The sequence below is a fragment of the Virgibacillus salexigens genome (genome assembly GCF_014905415.1).
Taxonomy (GTDB): Bacteria; Bacillota; Bacilli; order Bacillales; family Amphibacillaceae; genus Virgibacillus; species Virgibacillus salexigens.
This window is the reverse complement of sequence record NZ_BNEO01000047.1, coordinates 1-382: the sequence shown is the minus strand read 5'-3', so window position 1 is coordinate 382 and position 382 is coordinate 1. Positions and strand designations below refer to the sequence as shown.

The following is a 382-nucleotide window of genomic DNA, read 5'->3' as shown; positions in this document are numbered from 1 at the left end:
AACACATTGATTAACTGACTGTATTTTGATATAATAAAAGCATGAAGAAAAATTCTTTGCACGGAATTTCTTCATGCTTAGCCAAACCACCCATAAAAGGAGTAGTTCTCATGAAAATTATAACAAAAAACGAGCGTAACAGCAATGAAAGGACAGTGTGTTCTTTGAAAGAAATTGAGAAACGAAAAATTGTTGAACATAACGACTTGATAACGTCCGTAGCAAAAATGGATAAAACGCCTTTAAAAATTTTTGAGTTGGCTGTTTCCTGTATTGATACGGAAAAACTGCCCAAAAATCATACAGTTTACCTCTCAAAAGCAGAACTCTTTGCCTTCTTTAAAGTAGACGACAGCAATAAACATAGTCGCTTTAAAGAAGC

Annotated in this window: 1 protein-coding gene; it reads left to right on the top strand. The window is 33.8% G+C overall.

Going from position 1 to position 382, the window contains the following annotated elements; genetic code table 11:
- Positions 1 to 110: 110 nt before the first annotated feature.
- Positions 111 to 382 (top strand): replication initiation protein (locus tag JKP73_RS22160; protein ID WP_200411983.1); only part of this gene is annotated, 272 nt, incomplete at its 3' end.